Below are 17,901 nucleotides of genomic sequence, written 5' to 3' on the forward strand. Positions count from 1 at the left end.
CGATCCAGATGGACCAGCTGGATATGTTCACGGCGCGCACTGTATCGCGCACCCGAAACCCTCGGAACGAAGATCAAGAGAACTCTACTAAACACCGTAGCGCGGGAGTTGAGGCACCCCGGGCACTCTCCCGGCGGGTCAGCTGCGCTCCCCCGCCCTGACTGCCCATCGGCTGCGCCCCCCGTTAAGGCCCGCTGGCGCGGGCCCGGCTGTCTATAAGGGCGGCTCTCGGGCGGCCTCCTTGCGCCGTGCAGCCCGGTTGGCGGTTATGAGACAGATCCACATGAGGACCAGGCCGACCGCCACCACGATGCGCACCGCACTGTCACCATCGATCACCCGCCACACCAGCAGACCGAAACTCAGGCACAGCATCGGCCAGTAAAACCGCGGCCCCCACCGGTTACCTGGTCTCGTCCATGACGGCGGAACACGAGAATCCGGACGTTGCTCCACATCGACTCCCCTCCCCGGACGCCTTACCGCCAACTGCCCCAATACACGTGCCGCTCAGCGGCTTCAAGGACGCTGAGACGCGAGGCCGCACGCCGGACCAACTGCGAGGGGCGGGGGCCCTGCGATTTCTCGCCTCGGAATTGTTGGGGAGTACGCGTGATGTCGGGGTTGATTCACTGGATGTGATGCAGCATGTAGGGTTGGCGAAAGCATGAGCTTGCCCGGCTTGGCGTGGTCTCGAAAGCAGCTGGACTCGACGGCCACCAGGTGGCTGCGCAGGTGCGCCTGGCTCAGGAGCGTGTCGGGAGCGCCCGGATGCTCCCGGCGGAACCGCATCTGAGTGAACTGTTCATCGCGGAACTGCGGTGCCTGCAGTGGGAACGGATCGCCTGTCTCATAGAGAAGGAGCGGATGGCCGTTTACACGCCGTCCCGGGACAGGCGTGCTGTCCGTTATGAACAGCAGCGTCTGCAAAGGCTGGTGGCCGATGTGGCTGCGGCCGAGCGGTCGGGAATCGCAGCTCCGGAGATCTCTCGGCATCGTGTCTACCGGATCGGCTCCCGGCCCGCCACAGGCTCCCGTCAGGACATGCGCGCTCCCACCTTCCACCTGATGGCCGCATCCCCCGACGAGGCAGCCGAGCGGGCCTGGACGATCCACGGACGAGACGGCGGCCTTTACCAACGCGGCGGCGGATACCGGATCACCTCTGTCGAACAGATCCTTCCCGAACCTGGAGAACTCTTTGATTAAGCTCCGAGAAAACCAGGCGGCGCAGAAATCGAGTTTCCGCAAATGGGTCGGATTTCCTGAAAAATCTGCTGTCCCTGCTCAGGGCGCGCGCGGCACGATCGTGTCAGCGACCGGATCCGGCCAAACGATCACCGCTGCCGCGAGCGCGCTCGAGTGCTTCCCACGCGGCCGGATCCTCGTCACGGTCCCCACCTTGGACCTGCTCGTGCCTGACCGTGCTGCAGAGGGCAGCCGATGCCGCGCTGTACGAGGGCAAGCACTCCGGTCGCGCCGTCCTCGCGACGCGGCAGCACGTCACGGTGGGGTCCATCAACGGCCGCCGCGCCGGGCGCCCGGGAACGGCCGTCTGGGGGCGAGCCGCATGAGCAATGCGACTCTCCCGCACGGCGACTGGACCCGCGGCATCAGCGTCCAGCAACCGCACGCCGCGTGCATCCTGACCGGCGCCAAGGGCATTGAAAACCGCCCTAAGCACTGGATTATGGATAGCTCGGCAGTGGTTCATGGAGTCTGATCTGGTGTCTTGCGTGGTGGACATGTCCGTGACGGGTTCCCTCCCCACGGAATCTGGCTTTGATGTTGTCTGCCCTGGCACAGAGCCCGGCTGTCCTTGAGTCAGCTCAGGGTCGGTTGACGTCATCATGGTGATCGCCGGGGTCTCCGTCGCTTCCGTCGCATGGTTGGAGGCGTGAACCGCCGAATGCGGACATGACTGACTACCGCGAGCGCCACGCAGTCGAGTGCGGAATCAATCGCCTCAAGCGCCACCGCGCTGTGGCCACCAGATATGACAAGTCGCGGTTTGCTACGAAGCGACCGTGCTGATTGCGTCGATCAATGAGTGGCTGTGACCAGCACGGTTGCACCCTGTCTACAGAGTGATCCAGTAGCGGCGCTTGAGGCCCGCGTAGGTGGTGCGGACGTCCTCCAGGACGCCACCGTTGCGCTCGATGCTGCGTGCCGATCCGACATTGTCGTCGTCGCAGGTGACCAGGACCCGATCCAAACCGAAAGCACGGGCCTCGAGCAGAACCGCCCCGAGGGCCCATGTGGCCAAGCCACGCCTCCGGGCAGAGGGCCGGATGCTGTAGCCGATGTGCCCGCCGACATCGAGCAGAAAGGCGTTCAGATAGTGCCGCAGATCGATGGCTCCCAGATAACTGTCGCCCTCGACGATCCACCAGTGGGTGGCGTGGACGCGCCCTTCTCCCACATCAACTGACCTGTCCGACTGCTGCCGCAGTCGCTCGACCCATGCCGAGAAAACCTCGGGGCTGTCGAGGTCGGTTTCAGGAGCAAGGCGTAAGCCGGTCCCGTCCTGGTGGGCACCTGAAGGCCACTCGTCACGCGCCGCGAGCCATGAGGACTGGAGTCGACCTATGGGGGTGATCAGTTCAGGCATGCGGGCGACGATAACACTCGTCTGTCCCCCGTGATCAGGCATTTTGCACTGGCCCAGGCTCACGGCTGCTCAGCACCACACCCGCTTTCGTAACAGGCCCGGCTCATCCTCGGGGCGTTTCCGTGACGCTGTCGTGAAATGTCAGCGCAGCGGCACGGGCATCCTTCTCGGTCGGCTGATGAGGGGTGTGGGTAGGACGGACCGAGGCGAAGGCTGTGGCGAGCTGGTCGAGCAGGGGCGCTGCGGAGGGGTGGGGGTCATGGCGTGGTGTGATCGCGTAGATGCCACGGGTCGGGGGATCGACGAGGGGCATGGTGGTGACGCCGGTCCGCAGGGCGCCCGTCAGCACGCCGGGTATCAGCGCGATGGCGTGACCGGTTGCGACCAGGGCCAGTTTGCCGACCAGATCGGCTGCGGTGAGGTCGATGCGGGCGCTTACCCCGGCGCGGGCGGCGTGTTGGCGCAGAAGCGCCGCCGAGCCGTCGTTGTCCTCGACCCAGGTCTGGTCGGCCAGCGTCTGGATGTGTACCGGGCCGCGCCCGGCCTGCGGATGGCCGACGGGCAGTGCGACAACCATGTCGTCCAGACCGAGGAACCGGCGTTCGACCCGAGGGTCATGGGGCAGCCCCGGCGGTGCATCGGTGACGACAGCGATGTCGAGATCGCCAGCGATCACGCGGTTATGCAGTTGCGCGCTCAGGCCCGGCAGCAGGTTCCACCGGATGGATCCGGCTCGCTCGAGCAGCCTCCGGATGGCCTCGGGAACGATCCCTGCGGCCAGAGACGGTGTCGCGCCAACAGCAAGCGGCCGATTGAACGTTCCGTCACGAACGTCTCGTACGGCACGAACAGCGCGGTCCGCCTCGTTGAGCGTGGCCACGGCGTGGTGCCGGAACACTTCGCCGGCAGGCGTCGGACGCACACCGCGCGCATGGCGTTCCACCAGAGGCACGCCGAGTTGCCGCTCCAGCCCGGCGATCTGCCGTGAGACGGCCGACTGCGTGTGATTGAGCTCGGCGGCCGCCGCCGACAGTGACCCGAGTCGGCACACGGTCACGAAGGTGCGCCACACCGTCAGTTCCATGGCGTCAGTATGCACAGCTGGCATGCGTCTTCCGCATGGCTGGCCTGCGCAATATGCGCTTGTCGCAGAATTCCCGGTGCGCCACTCTGGCGTGCATGACCACACCGCACACGATCGCCGTCCTCGGCTTGGGGCGCATGGGTGGGGCGATCGCGACTCGACTCACTGCCCAGGACTGGGACGTCGTGGGCTGGACACGCTCAGGGCGCACATCAGGCGCCGTCAAGACGACCGGCAATCCGAACGAGGCAGTGGCAAAGGCCGACCTCGTGCTCCTGTCGTTGTTCGACGGCCCGGCCTGCCAGCAGGTCCTCGACGACGTCCGTGACTCGCTGCGACCGGACACGATGGTGCTGAACACCAGCACCATCGCCCCTGCCGAAGCGTCGAATCTGGCCCGACAGCTCGGCCCGTCCTACGTCCACGCGCCTGTGCTCGGCTCCGTGCCGGCTGCCGCCGCGGGCGCCCTGCAGATTCTCGCCGCCGGCGACCAAGACGCGCTCGATCGAGCCCGACCGGTTCTGGAAACGCTCGGCACCGTGCGGCACGTCGACGACGCCGCCACCGCCGCCGCGCTCAAGCTGATCGCCAACAACAGCCTCGCCGGCGCCGTCCTCGCACTGCGCGACTCACTGCGGCAAGCCGACTCCCTCGGCCTGCAGCGCGCCCAGGCGCTGGACGTCCTCGAACTCGGCCAGCTCGGCGGGCTCGTGGCCCGCAAACGCCCCTTCCTCGACAGTGAGTCGCCCGTCGGCACCGCCGACTTCACGATCGGTGCGCTGGTCAAGGACATGACTCTGCTGGCCGACGCGTCGAACACGCCTCTGCGCAGCGCCGTCGGTCTGGCTGACACCTCTGCCGCCCCCGAGGCCGACATCGCCATTGCCGCCACGGTCCCCGCTGTATCGGACGCCGTTCTCGAACCGCTCCGCGCCTACATTCGCGGACATGCCACCGGCGAGCCCACCCACTTCCACGACGCGTTCCTGCCCACCGCCCACATCGAGGGAATCCGGGACGGCGCTTTCGTCTCGTGGCCTCTGGACGAATACTGCGCCCTCTTTCACGGCCACTCGGCCCCGGACGAACCGACCCGGTCTCGCCGGATCGACACCGTCGACGTCCACGGCACTATCGCGACCGCGGCCATGACGCTCCAGCACGGCGCGGACACCTTCACTGACATCTTCCTGCTGGTCCGCGTCGGCGACAGTTGGCGCATCGCCAACAAGGCTTATCACCGGCACTCATGAGACAGCGAGAAGCGACCCTGGCCCGTTTCAGCGTCGCATCAGGATCAGGTGTTCCGGCCGGTGAAGCCGGTGTTGCCCTGGCTGGTCGCTCGGGTCCACCGACCAGACTTCCGGCCCGCCTGTGGATCGATGAATTCGACCCAGCCTCGGGGAACGAGTCAGTACGCGCACGGGGAACGATCTTCGGCAAGTCGAGAGGGCGCAGGTCATACCCACGGGTGAACACCCCAGTGCCGCCAGCAGCTCGCTTCACATCAGGACAATGCCCGTTCGCTGCGGAGCCTGCGGATCTCACCGTATGCGGTCTCCAGTCGTCGGGCGAGGTCGCTGTTCTCGGCTCGTAGCTGCTTGATCCGTGCGAGCGCGGCATCCAGCCGGCGCTGGATGGATGCGCCCGACGCGGGCTGTGAGCCGGTCCGCTCGGTGGCGGGCTGGCGATTCTGCAGCTGCCGGATGGCTGTGACGAGGTCGTGCTGGGTGTAAAGCCACGACCTCGAGACACCGGCCGTCTTCGCGATGGCTGCGAAGCTGGTCCGGCTGCCGGAGCGTTGTGCTGCTGTGATGGCGTTTTCGGCGTCACGGCGGGCGCGTTCGCTGCGGCGCCGGGTGGCCTCGGCCAAAGCGGCGGTGTTGTCAGCTGGCGGCATCGAAGTCCTCCACCTGGCCGCCGACGACGATCTGGTTCTCTGTGGCCCCTTCGAGTGCGCTGATGATCGTGTCGAGCTTGCCGAGGGTGCGGCGGTTCGCTCGCGACAGAGCGCACGATCTTCTCAGCGGCGAGGACCTTCAACTTGTTCCCCAGCTCGTTCCGCTGGCGGAAGCACTCATCTCGGCCGTTTCCCCCCGTTCCGTCCTCAACTGGCTGAGCCGCAGCGGTGGCCAGCTTCTGGTGAGCCTGGCGGCAGGACGGGCTGAGATCACTCATGACCTCTTGGACGACCTCCCTCAGGACCACGACACGCGCGCCGTCCGAAATATCCTCGTCACCACTCAGGTTCTGCCCATTCGAAACGAGTTCTTCGCTCGCTTGGAGATCTGGATCCGTCAGGTTCTCGCGCCCCTTCCAGCCCACCAGCTGCGGATCATCCGCCCCTTCGCCGAGTGGTCCATCGTGCGCGATGCCCGGCGCAGATCCCTCCGCGGTCGCTACCTCGAATCCGCGGCAGGCGTGGACCGGGCCAAGATCCGGACGGCCATCGAATTCATGGCCTGGCTGGACGCCAACGACCTCGTCCTCGTGGACTTGACTCAGCCTCAACTCGAGCTCTGGCTGGTCACGGCCCCACAGGCCCGGCGCAAGGCCATCGGCGCATTCATCCGCTGGACGAATGCCCGCCGGCTGACGCACCGGCTTGAAGTCCCCGTGCAGCCGCGAGCGCAACCGAGCGTGTTCCACGACGATGATGAACACCAAGACCAGCTTCTTCGGTGCCTCACCGACCAGGACCTCCCCCTCGACGTCCGTATCGCAGGAGCATTCGTCCGCCTTTACGCCCTACCGGTCACCCGGACCGTTCACCTGACGACGGGCTGCTTTCAGCGCGATCAGGATGGTGCCTACATCACGTTCGACAAGGTCCCCGTCCTCCTTCCTCCGACACTGGCCAGACTCATCGAAGAGCAGATCGCTCGCCCCCTGACGCGCTCCGTGCTGCAGCCAGCGCCCGGCAGCGGGCCTGTGTTCCTCTTCCCCGGGCCCCTGGGGCATCAGCCGCGGCGCCCGCACGGACTGACGATGCAGCTCCTTGAGCGCGGACTACCGACTCTCGCCGCACACAACACGGCGATGATCGCCATAGTCGCCGATCTTCCACCGATCGTCGCCAGCGACCTCTTCGGCATCCACGTCAGCACCGCGATCGAGTGGGCCGCACTGGCTCAGGACAGCTGGGCGGACTACCTGGCAGCCCGGAAGGCCACGGAATAGCGCACGGCCGGACCGTCGACTCTTCCCCGGTACCGGCCTCGTCGCGGCCTGTCCCGGCCGACGACGGATGATGAGTTGCGCAGGTCAAAATGGCCTGCGAGTTCATAGGGGGATGCGGCAATGATCGAGGTCGAGCGCAACGGGGCCGTCAACGTCAACAGCGTCGGGATGAATCAATTGCCGTTCCCGCTGAGTTTCACCGTTCGTGAGGCCGACGGGTCGTGGCAGATCAGTGCTTCGGCGGCCCAGGCCAGCGAGTTGATCGATGTGCTCTCGCGCTCGGCGAACGACACGATCCTCGTCATGGACCTTGCGACGACCAGCTTCCTGCACGAGGACTTCCAGCCGTGGCGGTCATCGTTGATCGCCGCTGAACAGGGGGCCGACTTCACCGTTCACCCGGTCGGGGCATGGGCTTCTGCCACCCCAGGACTCGGTGAGGAGATCCTGGTGATGCACCGCAACAGTCTGCCCCGGTTCCTGGATGGCAGCTGGTCGCCCTACGAGCTGTCTCTGGTCGACGTGCCGATGGTGCCGACCCCGGCCCAGCTTGACGAGATCGCCTTGGTCATTGGAACGGCTGCCCTCGACGAGCCGGTCCTACCCCGCCTCAAGGGCTCGCGCTTCTGGTATTCCGGACATGACGACTGCTATCTGGCGATCGAATCAACAGACCCGACCATGCCCGCATCGGTCCTGAGCCGTCTGCTGGCCCTGCTGGCCGGCTCTGCACTTGTCAGTGTCGGTGCAACCTCATCAGTGATGATCCCCGAACCGGACATCGCGACGATGGGCCAGCTGATCCGCGAAAGCCCCCACTGGATCGGAGTCGTTGGGGCCACGTCAGGAACCTTGGCAACCATCAGCCTGTCTGCCCTGCCGCAGCGGTGGCGTCTCAGCCAAAAACCGCCCGCACACGTCGACTACACGGCGACGCTCGACCTGATCCGAGGCACCTGGCAGGTCGCCCCGCCGACAAACAGTGCCCTCTGATGGGCGAATAGCGCAGGGTCAAAACACTGCCTCTTCACCAGTAGACCAGGCCGTCGTCGACCAGTTCCGCGCGATGCTCACCGCCCTGCGTGACCCGCAGCCGTGGACGCCCGGCGGCGCCCAGGACATCGCCGTACGGATCGGGCCGTTCGTGGAACGCGCGCACACCCGGCCCGGCGACGACCACGGCCCCGGCATGATCGCCGTCGCCCTGGTCCACCCCGACACCCCGCATGCCGCGGCCTACCTCCATGGCCGCCAGCTCGGCTACACCGAACGCGGCTGGCTGCGCTGCGAGACGACCGCGATCCTCGGCTTCTGGCAGCCCGGCTACGCGATGCTCACCCACGCCGCTGCCGGCCTGCCGCTGCCCGACGACGTCGGCATGGAACCCGCGCACTACGCCCTCTGAGGCCCGCAAACGCGACGACAGCCTGGACGGCTTCACCATGCTGCGCCTCGGGCCGTACACCCAGACCCGGCACGCCCAGCACGACTACGACCGGCTCACCGCCGCGCTGGACGGGCAGGAGACCACGCTCGTGCCCGGGTTCCGCGTCGCCGTGCGGTATGGGCCGTTCGACGTGAGCGACCACCAGCTGTTCGCCGACCCGTACGAGGCCGACGCCGTGGCGCTCCTGGACGCCGCCGTCGCGGGGGTGAGCGCGTGACCGCCCTGTACGAGATCGAGACCAGCGAGGGCGACGACGGCACCATGCACCCCGTCGAACAGCTCTGGACTCCCTGCGCCGACGACGCGGCCGACAGCGGCTTCGTCGCCCATAGCGGCCTGTACGTCACCGGGATCGACGACCCGACCGAAGAGCACCTCTACCCGGTCGCGTTCATCGTCCTCGGGCACCAGAAGTGGGCCGACACCATCGAGGCCGCCACCGAATACATGGCGCGGATCCACGGCTGGCGGAACCTGCACCTCTACCCCAGCGACGAGCCGGCGGTGCTCATCCCCCGCATCCCGCGCGCCGTCCACACCCACGGCGCCTTCTTACGGGCATCCCGGCCCTTGTGCGCAGTCGGTCAGTGAGCAGCTGTAGAAGCGGTGCTTCGGGGCGGGCCCCGGAGTCCTCGTCGTTCCCCACATGCCGCGATTAAGCGGAAGAACGCGTCCTGTCGGCTTTGTGCTCATGGTCACGGCCAAGCTGGGAGAACACGCCGAACGCTGGCCCTGGCCACGGCGAAACCGACGGTCGGCAGTGCCGACAACCCGTGTCGAGTATTCAACACCGGCAAAACGGGCTTATGCCCCCGCCGTACCTTGCTGCTGATGTCAGCCAGGCATGGCGGCTCGGTGCCCTCGGTGGGTCATGCCCGCAGGTAAGTGAGGACGGCCAGGACCCTGCGGTGGGTCTTGTCCGTCGGAGGCAGGTCCAGCTTGGTGAGGATGTTGCCGATGTGCTTGCCGATCGCGGCTTCGGAAACCACCAGCTCCTTGGCGATCGCGCCGTTGGACTTGCCTTCGGCGATCAGTGCCAGCACCTCGCGTTCGCGTGGGGTGAGCTGCTCCAGCGGATCGCGGCGGCGGCGCAGCAACTGGCGCACCACCTCGGGGTCGACCACCGTTCCGCCGTCCGCCACCTTGTGCAGCGCTTCCACGAATTCCTCAACCTGGCCGACTCGGTCTTTGAGCAGATAGCCGACGCCTGATCCGTCGCCGGAGTCCAGGAGTTCGGCGGCGTACGTCCGTTGTACGTACTGACTGAGGACCAGGACCGGGAGTGTGGGGCGCTTCTCGCGTAGCCGCACTGCCGCGTGCAGGCCCTCGTCCTGGAAGCCGGGCGGCATGCGTACGTCCGTCACCACGATGTCGGGGGCCTGCTCCTCGACAGCGGCGATCAGTGCCTGCGCGTCCCCGACGGCCGACACCACCTCGTGGCCGCAGCGGCTGAGCAGGCCGATGAGCCCTTCCCGCAGCAGCACGCTGTCGTCGGCCAGCACTACGCGGAGCGGTCGGCCGCCTTGGTCAACTCGCAAGGAAACTCCACACGCAACAGGGTCGGTCCACCCGGCGGACTGGTCAGGGCAAGTCTGCCATCGAGGACCGATACCCGGTCCGCGAGACCGGTGAGGCCGCTGCCTGCCGAGGCGTCCGCGCCGCCGCAGCCGTCGTCGCGCACTTCGAGGAACAGGCGTCCGTCGCGATGACCGCCGCTCACCTGCGCGCGGTCGGCCCCGCTGTGTTTGGCGACGTTGGCCAGCGCCTCGCAGACCACGAAGTACGCCGCGGACTCGACCGCCTGGGTTGGCCGGCCTGGCAGTTCGAGGTCGACGTCGACGGGGACCACGCAGCGGTCGGCGGCGTCGCTGACCGCGGCTTGAAGGCCGTAGTCCGTGAGGACCTGGGGGTGGATGCCGTGGATGAGCTCGCGCAGCTCCGCGAGCGCCTTACCCGCCTCCTCGTGGGCCTTGGTGAGCTGGTCGGCGAGCGGGCCGGGCGGGGCGTCGAGGCGGGCCAGCCCGAGGGCCATCGTCAGGGCCACAAGGCGCTGTTGGGCGCCGTCGTGCAGATCGCGCTCGATACGGCGCCGCTCGGCCTCAAAGGCATCGACCAAGCGGACGCGGGAGCGGGCCAGTTCGACCACCTTGGCGCCGAGCTCGCCCTCGCGGGAGGCGATCAGCAGCCGGGCCAGCTCGGCGCGGGCGCCCGCCGTGACGCCGAGCACGTAAGCGCACAGGCCCATCAGGAGCAGGCCCAGTACGGCGACACCGAAAGCGGTCGGCCATGTGGTGACCGTCCACTGCTTCAGCACCTTCACCTCGTGCCCGTCGCCGACCGAGGCCATCAGCAGCGGGGTGGCGACCATGGACAGCGGGAAGAGCAGGGCGACCGTGATAGCCAGGGCGTCGACCGGCCACAGCAGCCCGGCGAACAGCAGCGCGTACCCGAGCTCCTGCCAGGTCCCCTGTTCGCGCAGCCGGGTAGTCAGCCAGGCCCACAGTCCCGGCGCGGTCGGCACCTGGTGCCGGCCGGACACCGGGTTGCGGTCGATCAGGCGCAGCCTGCGCCGCTCCACCCAGGCCACTGGGATCCCGCTGAGGGCGACCACGACGAGCAGAGGCAGCCCCATTAAGACGATGGCGAGCGCACCGCAGACCGCTGCCATGGTCACGATCCCCACCAGGGTGGCGACGCCGGTCACCGCGCCGGTGAGCAGATACGCGGCGGAGCGCCAGGGCCAGGCCGACAGCAGGAAGCCCGGCTGGGACATGGCCTGCCACACATTCCGAGGGTGCATGTGCATGACCGTAAGTGGCCCCACCGGTCGGGTGCCATCGGTCCAGGGTCCGTATCGGGGGTAGGCCTGGCACTACCCCAAGTCTCGTTCGGGCCGTACTGCGTCACGAAGGGCTTCTACGGTTTCGTGGGGGCACCAACGAGCCAAGGAGCAGGTACTGGTGGGGGAACATTTGAGCAACGACGCGATCCGATTGCGATCCGTAACTCGGCGGTACGGCTCGGGCGGTACGTCCGTCACTGCCCTCGACGAGGTGTCGCTCGCCTTTCCGAGGGGGACCTTCACCGCCGTGATGGGCCCCTCCGGGTCCGGCAAGTCGACCCTGCTGCAGTGCGCCGCGGGGCTGGACCGGCCCACGTCGGGCTCGGTCACCGTGGGCGACACCGAGCTGACCGGCCTGAGCGAGACCAAGCTGACCCTTCTGCGCCGCGAGCACATCGGCTTTGTGTTCCAGGCCTTCAACCTGCTGCCCTCGCTGACCGCCGAGCAGAACGTGGCCCTGCCGCTGCGGCTGGCCGGCCGCCACCCGAAGAAGGCCCAGGTGCGCGAGGTGCTCGAACAGGTCGGACTCAACGACCGGGCGCAGCACCGCCCGACGGAGATGTCCGGCGGCCAGCAGCAGCGAGTTGCCCTGGCCCGCGCCCTGATCACCCGCCCCGAAGTGCTGTTCGGCGACGAGCCGACCGGCGCGCTCGACTCGCAGACCAGCCGCGAGGTGCTGACCCTGCTGCGCGGCATGGTCGACCGGGACAGCCAGACGATCATCATGGTCACCCACGACCCCGTCGCCGCCTCCTACGCCGACCGCGTCGTCTTCCTCGTCGACGGCCGTGTCAACGGCGAGCTGATCGGCGCCTCCGCCGAGGACATCGCGGCGCGCATGACCAAGCTCGAGGCGGCGCCGTGCTGAGCACCACGCTGCGCACCCTGCGCACCCGCTGGGTCATCTTCGTCGGCAGTTTCGTCGCACTCTCCCTGGGCGTGGCGCTGATCGCCGTGATGGGGCTTGCGCTGGCGTCCTCGCTGGACGCGCCTGATCGGGGGCCGGAGCGGTTCGCCGCCGCGCCGGTCGTCGTCAAGGGCCGGGACACCCTTGAGGTGCCCACCTCGATCGGCGACCGCACCCAGAAGCTCGCGCAGCCGCGTGCGGTGCCCGACGACGCGGTTGCGAAGCTGCGGGACCTCGGGACCGTCGTCGAGGACCGGTCGTTCGCCGTGCGGGCCGAGGGCGGGCCCGCCGATCTGGTGGGCCACCCCTGGTCCGCTGCGGCCTTCGCGCCGTACCACCTCGACGCGGGGCGCGCGCCCGAGGCCGCGGACGAGGTCGTCGTCAGCGGTGACTGGGCCCGTCCGGGCATCCGGGTGCGGACCGACGGCGGCACGGTGCGCGTCGTCGGCACCGTGGCCGGGCTCGGCTTCGAGAACGCCGTGTTCTACGCCGACACCCGCGCCGCCGAACTGTCGCCGCGCAGCCTCCAGCTCGTGGTCGACGCCGATGCGGCGGCCGTGCGCGAGGCGGTGCGCGGCAGCGAAGGCGTCCAGGTCCTCACCGGCAACGCGCGCCGGTACGCCGACGCCGGCCCCGACCGGGACAGCGAGGCCCTTACCGCGATGAACGCCATGTTCGGCACGGCCGGCGGCGTCACCGGGTTCGTGTCGGTGTTCGTGGTGGCCTCGACCTTCGCGTTTGCGGTGGCCCAGCGGCGCCGCGAGTTCGGGCTGCTGCGCACCGCCGGGGCGACCCCGGGCCAGATCCGCCGCATGGTCGTCTACGAGGCGCTCGCGGTCGGTGTGCTCGCCTCGGCGGCCGGCTGCGTGCTCGGTTCCTACGGGGCTCCGAAGCTCGCCGAGTGGGCAGTCGACGAGAGCCTTGCGCCCCGCTGGTTCACCATCGGCGACTACACCTGGCCCTACCACATGGCGTTCTGGACGGGCCTGTTCGTGGCCCTGTGCGGCGTGCTGGCCGCGTCCTGGCGGGCGGGGCGCACCGGTCCCACCGAGGCACTGCGCGAGGCGTCCGTGGACACCCGGCCCATGACATGGGGACGCTGGCTGTTCGGCGCGGCCCTGCTGATCACCGCCGCGGCGACGCTGGCCCTGGCCCTGGTAACGAACCCGGGCGACCTGCTGCAGCGCAAGACCTATGTGAGCCGGCCGATGCTGCTGATCACAGCGGTCGCGCTGCTCGCGCCGGTGCTGGTGCGGCCACTGGCCCGGCTGATCGCCTGGCTGCCGGCCCAACTGCCAGGCGCGGGCGGGATGCTGGTGCGGGAGAACGCCGCCGCCGGGATGCGCCGCACCGCCGCCGTCGCGGCGCCCGTGCTGGTCACGGTCGCGCTGGCGGGTTCACTGCTGGGCGCCACTGCGACCCTCAACGAGGCGAAGGTAACCGAGGTGCGCGAGCAGACGGCCGCCGACTTCGTGGTCACTCCGGCGGGCAACGTCGGCTTCGACGAGGCGACGCTGCAGCGGCTTCGGGCCGTGTCCGGTGCCGAGGTCTCGGCGAGCTCGTCGAGCGCCGTGTACGTCCTGGAGGACGGCGTGGCGCTCATCAGGTCCGATGCCAGGGCCGTCGAGCCGAAACCGCTCGCGGCAACGGCCCGTCTCCCGCTCGCCGCGGGGAAGGTGGGCGATCTGGACAACGACTCGATCATCGTCAACGAGGAGTGGGAGAAGCACACCGTGGGCGAGCGGGTGGACGTGTGGCTCGGTGACGGCACGAGGAAGTCCCTGAAGATCGCCGCGGTCATGACCATCGGCACCGGCAACAACGGCGTCTACGTCACCCCGCGCAACGCCCCCGCGGCGCCCGTCGACCGGGTCGACGTACGCCTCGCGGACGGTTCCGACACGGTCACAGTGGCCGCCGGTCTGAGTCAGGCGGTACGGGCGTCGGGCGGGGAGGTCCTCACCAAGGACGCCTGGGTGCGGGCAACGTACCCGGAGACCAACCGGACGACCCGGATGGGCTTCTTCCTGGTCCTCGGGATCGCCCTCCTCTACACCGGCATCTCGCTGGCCAACACGATGGTCATGGCAACCTCCGACCGGGTCCGCGAGCTGGCTGTGCTGCGGCTGGCCGGCGCCACCAGGTGGCAAGTGCTGCGGCTGGTGAGCGCCGAGGCACTGATGGTGGTCATGGTCGGCGGACTGCTGGGAGCACTGGTCGCCGGGCTCAACCTGATGGGCATGTGGATGGCGCTGGGCCTGCTCTCGGTGTGCACGTCCATCGAGATCCCGTGGGCGACGCTCGCCGCGGCCCTGGGTGCCTGCGCGGTGCTCGCCGTGATCTCGGCGGTCGCTCCGGCCAGCCTCTCCCTTCGCCACAGGGCGGTGGAGCTGGCGGGCGTACGCGAGTGACCTCTGCTCCGGCGTCGGCCTGCCCGGATGCAGACCTCGTGGATCACAGGCCGAGGGACTCTTCCCGTTGACTGTAGGTGTGCTCTCGACCTAAAAGACCGTGTCCTATGTGGTGAGGCGGACGAGTCTTTTGTAGCAGCAGAGGGCGGCTGCGAGGCCGAGAAAGGCCAGGTAGTTGCGGGGGTCGCGTTCGTAGCGTGGGCTGAGGCGGCGGTAGCCGGACAGCCACGACATGGTGCGTTCGATGACCCAGCGGCGGCGGCCCAGTCGTTCGCTGGATTCGATGGCTTTGCGGGCGATGCGCACTCCGATGCGCTTGCCGCGCAGCCATTTCCGCAGGTGGGGGATGTCGTACGCCTTGTCCGCATAAAGGCGCTGGGGCTTGAAGTGGCGGCCACGGTGGGGGTCGTGTCTCGTTTGATCTTACGAGGATCACCTCGGCTGTTGCCCCCTGTATGGACCAGAAAAACTCACCGCTCGCCAGGGGCAGGCAGGTGATGTCGCCCATGTATTTCAGCCCAGGCTCGGCAGAGGTGAAACAGGCCCGGCACCCGGCAGGCCGCCGGGCGGGGGCCGTGGTGCGGACGCGTCTGCGCAGGCGGATGCCGGTGGTGGAGAACGCCCGCATCACCCAGGGCGACCCGCATCTCGTTCAACCCGCAACCCCGTCTCCCGGAGCTCAGCGGCCACTCGCGGGGAGCCGTCGGCGCCGCCGGACTCCGCGTGGGCCTCGCGGATCCTCGCGGCCAGGCGCTGGTCGGCCCCATGCCGGGCAGCCCTCGCGTCCCGGCCGGCCAGCCACTTGTAGTAGCTGGACCTCTTATCGTCATCGGGAATCATCGCGGTTGTCTCCTCGAAGGTCGGTCAGGTGGGGATCAGTGGTTGGCGGGACCATGACTTCGTCACCGGGCAGTGCCCGCACGGCGGCAGCCCGGTCGCCGACGTCAGCAGCCGGTCCGGCCGTCGGCCGGCCTGAGTCCTTCGAACGCGAGTAGACCATGGTTCGAAAGCGCCAGGGTCACATCGGCGAGCCGCTGCCGTTCGGCCAAGCACTCCGCACAGTGGCCGACATGCGCGGCACTCTCGGCGTCCATCCCACCGTGCCGGCCCCCAGTCAGGGCTTGGACGGCCAGCTCTTCCCTGGTCTGCTCGCAGTTCACCATGTCTCCTTCGGCCTCGGCTCCGGCTGTCACGACTGGAACGACTCCGTTTCGGAGGTGGTTCACCCCATCACGTTCCCGAGGGAACGCCAACCCCGGAACGGGGACGACCCGGTGGGGAGCCCTCGGCGTGCGAGACGCGGCAGGCGAGCAGGATGGGCCGATGGGTGCCGGAAGGCAGGGACCGTCGGCTGAGCCCGGCGCCCGGACCCGACTGGGACTCCGGTCGACGGAACCGCAGGCGCCTGCTCGGCCGGACGGCACGGGTCAACGACACGGGCCGTCCGGTGACGGCTGCGGAGCTGCCCGACACGACCCCGCGGACGTCATGAGCCGTTGGGTCGCGCGGGTTCGGGTCGGCCTTTCACGGTCTGGGTCCGGGTCGTGTCGTGGTAATTCGCCGAGTGCTCCCCGTTCCTCGAGCGCCTTGCGCAGGGCCCGCATGGCGTAGAAGGCACGGCTCTTGACGGTGCCGGACGGGATGCCGAGATGTTCGGCGGCCTGGGCCACGCTGCATTCGAGGTAGTACATGAGCTGGATGACAGTCCGCTGCTGCTCGTTGAGATCCCGCAGGGCTTCGAGTACCACGTGGGAGGTGAGTGTCGAGTCCCGGGGTCCCAGTCGGCGTCCAGTTCCTCGGCTGGCATCAGTTCCAGAGGGCGGATCTGGCGGGCCCGGTGGTGGTCGATGACCAGGTTTCTGACCACGGTGAACAGCCACGGCCGGATGTGCTGGTTGCGGGGTCCCAGGAACCGGGCGTGCTTCCAGGCACGGGCCGCCGTCTCCTGGAGGATGTCCTCCGCCTTGTGCCAGTCGCCGTCCAACAGCCGTGCGGCATACCGGACGAGCAGCGGTGACGGCTCGCGGACCGGACGACCGCATCGTCACCGCCGCCGGACGCCGCTGTCTCGACGGCGGCCCTCAGCCGTCCCTGCCGTCGGGTCCCTGCCGGCAGCCGTCACCGTTTCCCCGGCATCCCGCTCGGCGGCGTCACCGGCGCCATTGAGCGGAGCGGTGGGCACGCCCTGGTGCACCTCCCGCGCACCAGGTGTCCCCACGGCCAAAGCGCGGGTGGCGCCCGCGGCGGGGAGAAAGTCGATCGCACGGTGAACCGGAGACCATCGCGCCACGTTGAACCGACCGGACGCACAGGCGTCCGGTCGACGGGACCAGACGACAACTCTTCGTCCCGCCGCCGCCTCCGTGCCTCGGCGCGCGATGGTCGGCCACGGACCGGGGCGCCCACCTGTCCACCTCATGAACCGGTCGGCTGTCCCCCTGTGCAAACAGCGAGGCAGGGGGACGGCCAGCCGTGCTGCTCCACAGCACCGCACCACCACGGAAGGAAAATTCCACCAATGAAGCGCTCCATCTCACGTATCGGGCTTGTCGTGGCGGCGGGAGCCATGACCGCCCTGCTGCCCGCCCTCCCGGCTGCCGCGACCAATCAGACCGGCTGCGGCGACCGCACCGACTTCGTCAAGGTCTGGTACAACGGCGGCCAAACCGCGTGCTACGCCAACGCGGGTGTTATCGCCCCCCAGCTTCCCAACGTCTCGAAGATCACCTCGGGCAACAACAACATCGAGGTCATACTGGGTAACCAGACGAAGACCATGTCCAAGTGGTCGACCATCGTCGACGTTGAGGGGCTCAACCAGACGCTGTACATCCTGCACATCCGCTGATCTGTCACGTCTGCCACGACGCCGTGCGCTGGAGCCGCCGAACCCCGGTGCACGAGCGGATCCACGTTCTCGTCCGCGGCGCAGGTGCCGCGGACGAGAGCCGGTGGTGCCGTTACCCGCGCACCCAGCGGCGGCTGGACCGTGAAGTCACGGTCGTCGAAATCGACTTCGTTCGGGGCCTTCGGAAGACGAGGCTGCGGCCCCCGGCACGCCGGCCACGGGTCCGGGACGAAAAGGGGCGGTCAACCTCTGTGTTCGTAAGCCTGCCAGTGGTCCGCCCATGAGGCCCAGGGTCGGGGGGTGAACCACCGTGTTGTCCTGGGCGTTCATGGAAAGTGATGGCCCGTCCGGAGATCACGGCACGCGGTTTCCGCGATGGAAGCTCCGCCGCCTTCTTCCGGAGAATCAACACATGAGCGACCGCACGACTCAGTCTGGTGCCCGGTCGTAGAAGCCTGTGTCATCTGGGCACTGGCCAACCCGTTCCTGGCGGCGGACGGCGTCTGGGGGCAACGGCTCTGGGGCAACGGGCAGACGTCAGGGCGTAACTGATCGGGCGTCTCGAATCTGC

Annotated in this window: 16 protein-coding genes and 3 pseudogenes; 11 read left to right on the plus strand and 8 right to left on the minus strand. The window is 68.4% G+C overall.

Translation table 11 applies throughout. The annotated features are described in order from the left end of the window. Positions 1 to 723: 723 nt before the first annotated feature. Together ACFVYK_RS31365 and ACFVYK_RS31370 are read left to right on the plus strand one after the other, a co-directional pair. Positions 724 to 1,209 carry a hypothetical protein gene (locus tag ACFVYK_RS31365; RefSeq protein ID WP_389779849.1) on the plus strand — a complete coding sequence of 162 codons (486 nt, stop codon included), beginning with the start codon at positions 724 to 726 and terminating at the stop codon, positions 1,207 to 1,209. Continuing rightward, positions 1,202 to 1,417, plus strand: a pseudogene (locus tag ACFVYK_RS31370) (DEAD/DEAH box helicase family protein); the annotation flags it as partial. The gene ACFVYK_RS31365 and the pseudogene ACFVYK_RS31370, both read left to right, overlap by 8 nt. Positions 1,418 to 2,080: 663 nt before the next feature. Here ACFVYK_RS31370 and ACFVYK_RS31375 read toward each other — a convergent pair. After that, positions 2,081 to 2,611, minus strand: a complete 531-nt coding sequence (locus tag ACFVYK_RS31375; protein WP_389779850.1) for a GNAT family N-acetyltransferase — start codon at positions 2,609 to 2,611, stop codon at positions 2,081 to 2,083. Between the two features lie 103 nt (positions 2,612 to 2,714). Further along, positions 2,715 to 3,695: a LysR family transcriptional regulator gene (locus ACFVYK_RS31380; RefSeq protein ID WP_389779852.1), complete on the minus strand. Its 981-nt coding sequence runs from the start codon at positions 3,693 to 3,695 to the stop codon at positions 2,715 to 2,717. A gap of 95 nt (positions 3,696 to 3,790) precedes the next feature. Between ACFVYK_RS31380 and ACFVYK_RS31385 the strand changes: the two genes are divergently transcribed. Beyond that, on the plus strand, positions 3,791 to 4,948 hold the full coding sequence (locus tag ACFVYK_RS31385) for a nuclear transport factor 2 family protein (RefSeq protein WP_389779891.1): 1,158 nt from the start codon (positions 3,791 to 3,793) through the stop codon (positions 4,946 to 4,948). 254 nt (positions 4,949 to 5,202) lie between these two features. Here ACFVYK_RS31385 and ACFVYK_RS31390 read toward each other — a convergent pair whose 3' ends face one another. Continuing rightward, positions 5,203 to 5,595: a DUF6262 family protein gene (locus tag ACFVYK_RS31390; protein WP_389779854.1), complete on the minus strand. Its 393-nt coding sequence runs from the start codon at positions 5,593 to 5,595 to the stop codon at positions 5,203 to 5,205. Between the two features lie 62 nt (positions 5,596 to 5,657). On the opposite strand from ACFVYK_RS31390, the gene ACFVYK_RS31395 reads away from it, so the two are divergent. The 5 genes from ACFVYK_RS31395 to ACFVYK_RS31415 all read left to right on the plus strand — a co-directional run bounded on the left by ACFVYK_RS31395 (position 5,658) and on the right by ACFVYK_RS31415 (position 8,913). Continuing rightward, the gene (locus ACFVYK_RS31395; RefSeq protein WP_389779856.1) at positions 5,658 to 6,875 is read left to right on the plus strand and encodes a hypothetical protein; all 1,218 of its coding nucleotides are present in this window, start codon (positions 5,658 to 5,660) and stop codon (positions 6,873 to 6,875) included. Between the two features lie 120 nt (positions 6,876 to 6,995). Further along, complete coding sequence (locus ACFVYK_RS31400) at positions 6,996 to 7,868, plus strand: hypothetical protein (protein WP_389779858.1); 873 nt, start codon at positions 6,996 to 6,998, stop codon at positions 7,866 to 7,868. A 73-nt stretch (positions 7,869 to 7,941) separates the two neighbouring features. Beyond that, complete coding sequence (locus ACFVYK_RS31405; protein ID WP_389779860.1) at positions 7,942 to 8,280, plus strand: hypothetical protein; 339 nt, start codon at positions 7,942 to 7,944, stop codon at positions 8,278 to 8,280. A gap of 37 nt (positions 8,281 to 8,317) precedes the next feature. Beyond that, on the plus strand, positions 8,318 to 8,539 hold the full coding sequence (locus ACFVYK_RS31410) for a hypothetical protein (RefSeq protein ID WP_389779861.1): 222 nt from the start codon (positions 8,318 to 8,320) through the stop codon (positions 8,537 to 8,539). Beyond that, complete coding sequence (locus tag ACFVYK_RS31415; protein WP_389779862.1) at positions 8,536 to 8,913, plus strand: hypothetical protein; 378 nt, start codon at positions 8,536 to 8,538, stop codon at positions 8,911 to 8,913. The genes ACFVYK_RS31410 and ACFVYK_RS31415 overlap by 4 nt, the downstream gene beginning before the upstream one ends. 278 nt (positions 8,914 to 9,191) lie before the next feature. Here ACFVYK_RS31415 and ACFVYK_RS31420 read toward each other — a convergent pair whose 3' ends face one another. Both ACFVYK_RS31420 and ACFVYK_RS31425 read right to left on the minus strand, forming a co-directional pair. Further along, entirely contained in the window at positions 9,192 to 9,824 is a 633-nt protein-coding gene (locus ACFVYK_RS31420) for a response regulator (RefSeq protein WP_389779863.1), read from the minus strand. Then, entirely contained in the window at positions 9,824 to 11,095 is a 1,272-nt protein-coding gene (locus ACFVYK_RS31425; RefSeq protein ID WP_389779893.1) for a sensor histidine kinase, read from the minus strand. Before ACFVYK_RS31425 ends, ACFVYK_RS31420 begins: the two co-directional genes overlap by 1 nt. Before the next feature lie 187 nt (positions 11,096 to 11,282). On the opposite strand from ACFVYK_RS31425, the gene ACFVYK_RS31430 reads away from it, so the two are divergent. Both ACFVYK_RS31430 and ACFVYK_RS31435 read left to right on the plus strand, forming a co-directional pair. Then, complete coding sequence (locus ACFVYK_RS31430; protein WP_389779865.1) at positions 11,283 to 12,032, plus strand: ABC transporter ATP-binding protein; 750 nt, start codon at positions 11,283 to 11,285, stop codon at positions 12,030 to 12,032. Beyond that, positions 12,026 to 14,482, plus strand: coding sequence for an ABC transporter permease (locus ACFVYK_RS31435; RefSeq protein WP_389779867.1), 2,457 nt, complete (start codon positions 12,026 to 12,028; stop codon positions 14,480 to 14,482). The genes ACFVYK_RS31430 and ACFVYK_RS31435 overlap by 7 nt, the downstream gene beginning before the upstream one ends. A 105-nt stretch (positions 14,483 to 14,587) precedes the next feature. On the opposite strand, the pseudogene ACFVYK_RS31440 reads toward ACFVYK_RS31435, so the two are convergent. From ACFVYK_RS31440 to ACFVYK_RS31450, 3 genes and pseudogenes are all read right to left on the minus strand, one after another. Further along, a pseudogene (locus tag ACFVYK_RS31440) lies at positions 14,588 to 14,902 on the minus strand (transposase); the annotation flags it as partial. A 1,007-nt stretch (positions 14,903 to 15,909) separates the two neighbouring features. After that, positions 15,910 to 16,173 (minus strand): sigma factor-like helix-turn-helix DNA-binding protein, encoded by a 264-nt coding sequence (locus ACFVYK_RS31445; RefSeq protein ID WP_389779894.1) that lies wholly within the window; start codon positions 16,171 to 16,173, stop codon positions 15,910 to 15,912. A gap of 194 nt (positions 16,174 to 16,367) precedes the next feature. Then, positions 16,368 to 16,466: pseudogene (locus tag ACFVYK_RS31450) on the minus strand (RNA polymerase); the annotation flags it as partial. Positions 16,467 to 17,000: 534 nt separating this feature from the next. Here ACFVYK_RS31450 and ACFVYK_RS31455 point away from each other — a divergent pair. After that, a complete protein-coding gene (locus ACFVYK_RS31455) occupies positions 17,001 to 17,330 on the plus strand; it encodes a beta/gamma crystallin domain-containing protein (protein ID WP_389779869.1) in 330 nt (109 codons plus the stop codon). Positions 17,331 to 17,901 lie beyond the last annotated feature (571 nt).

The organism is Streptomyces sp. NPDC058291 (assembly GCF_042880855.1).
Taxonomy (GTDB): domain Bacteria; phylum Actinomycetota; class Actinomycetes; order Streptomycetales; family Streptomycetaceae; genus Streptomyces.